The sequence below is a fragment of the Collinsella sp. AF18-8LB genome, from assembly GCF_003459795.1.
GTDB lineage: Bacteria > Actinomycetota > Coriobacteriia > Coriobacteriales > Coriobacteriaceae > Collinsella.
Genome location: NZ_QRWU01000021.1, coordinates 1 through 1930, shown reverse-complemented (window position 1 = coordinate 1930; position 1930 = coordinate 1). Strand labels below are relative to the sequence as shown.

Sequence of the window (1930 nt, the reverse complement as noted above, 5' to 3'; positions counted from 1 at the left end):
CCGCGGCCGTGGCGGCCCGCGCTGCATGAGCATGCCCTTCTGGCGCGAGGACCTCTAAGGTTTTCAAAGACCCGTACAGGTCTTAATACAAACATCTAGCTGCCATTAGATGTCTTCCAATGGGACGGTGCGGTTCTTTCGCACCGTCCCATTCATGTTTATTGACGCTAAATTAAGATCAGATAAGGTGGCCATGGATATCAAGACAATTGGCGTTGAGGAATGGCTCAACGTTTGGGAGAAGAGTGCTACATGGGATATCGCTCAGTCGACGATTTCGTCGCTGACCATGGGTGAGCTTCGCGCACTTGACGAGCAGGACGGTGCTACGTTCTACGAGCGCCTGGATCGCGAGAAGATGAATTACGGCTGGATCGAGGGTTCGCCGGAGTTTAAGGCCGAAGTCGCCAAGCTGTATCGTCGCGAGGTCAATCCCGATCACATTTTGCAGACTAATGGCTGTACGGGTGCTAACCTCAATGCCATCATGGCTGTTGTCGAGCCCGGCGATCACGTGATTGCCGAGTGGCCTACCTATGCGCCGCTCTATGAGATTCCGCGTACGCTCGGTGCCGAGGTCGAGTATTGGGAGCTTCGCGAGGAGCTTGGCTGGAAGCCCGATATCGAGGAGCTCAAGCGCCTGGTGCGTCCTAATACCAAGCTCATCTGCATCAACAACGCATCGAACCCCATCGGAACGGTGCTCGATGCCGATACGCTCGGCCAGATTGCCGAGGTCGCCCGCTCGGTTGGCGCCTACGTGCTGTGCGACGAGGTGTATCTGCCGCTCGAGAACACCGAGTCCTTTATATCGATGGCCGACGTGTACGAGAGGGCCATTGTCACCAACTCGGTGTCCAAGACCTATTCGACGCCTGCGGCTCGCGTGGGCTGGGTCGTGGCCGACGAAGAGGTCTCCAACCGCATCCGCACCTATCGTGACTACACCATGATCTGCGGCGGCGTGTTCAACGACGCCCTGGCGACCTACGTGCTCGAGCACAAGGATAAGATCCTTGAGCGCAACCGTAAGATCGTGTTTGGCAACCGTGATATCGCTCAGGCATGGATCGATACACAGAGCCGCGTCTCTTGGACGGCGCCGCAGGGCGTATCCACCTCGTTTATCCAGCTGGAAATTCCCGAGGACGATGAGGAGTTCTGCAAGCGCCTGTTGGCCGAGAGGGGAGTGCTGCTGGTTCCCGGCAGCCGCTTTGAGCTTCCCTGCGGCGCGCGTCTGGGCTACTGCGCGAGTGAAGACGTTCTTCGCGAGGGCCTGAGGCTTCTGGGCGAGGCGCTGGCCGAGTTCGATCGGTAGCCCCTTGAGGATTTCGAGGGCCTAAACCTTACTGGGCCCTCGATGTACCGAATGCAGACCCGCTCCCTTTGGGGCGGGTCTGTTTGTCTTTACCGCCGAAAAAGTCAAGTTGTTACAAATAGAGACGCAAAACAGGCGGGGTATCCGAGGGGCCGTATACTGAGCTTCCGGTGAACGGTATCCAACGTCTGGTAAACGGTAGCCTGGTTGCTAAAAATGAATAGGACGAACTTTTTTCTGAATAAAAATCAAAATGGTTGAGACATAGCAAGAATTACGAATTCTATTCATACCTTTGCGTGAAATATGCAAATTGAGGGTGGTTTAAGAAAGATTAGTTCCAATTGATTTTCCGGTTAAAAAAGCGTTTAAGCACGTAAATAAACTTTATTAAATCAAAGTGTGCCATGCGTGAAGTATATGTGTATGCCGTTCACCCCCTATAAAAAACCGTTCGGGGGCAAGGTGGAAGTATGGGCTGATTTTGGATATAAATATGTCGTCAGCAATAACGCCTCACACGGAGGGGCGCTAACGAATCGGCCCTGACAAGGGCCCGAAAGAAAGGTAGGAGGCCATGACGAAAGGTCTGCACGTGCCTTCCGAGATCGG

At 54.3% G+C, this 1930-nt stretch carries 1 protein-coding gene; it reads left to right on the top strand.

Annotation, left to right across the window (positions count from 1 at the left end; genetic code table 11):
* Positions 1 to 193: 193 nt before the first annotated feature.
* On the top strand, positions 194 to 1318 hold the full coding sequence (locus DWX25_RS09355) for an aminotransferase (RefSeq protein WP_117799427.1): 1125 nt from the start codon (positions 194 to 196) through the stop codon (positions 1316 to 1318).
* The last annotated feature ends 612 nt before the right edge of the window (positions 1319 to 1930 follow it).

Excerpts from the sequence above, each read along its gene's own strand:
- DWX25_RS09355 (WP_117799427.1), top strand. The coding sequence starts at position 194 with ATGGATATCAAGACAATTGGCGTTGAGGAATGGCTCAACGTTTGGGAG.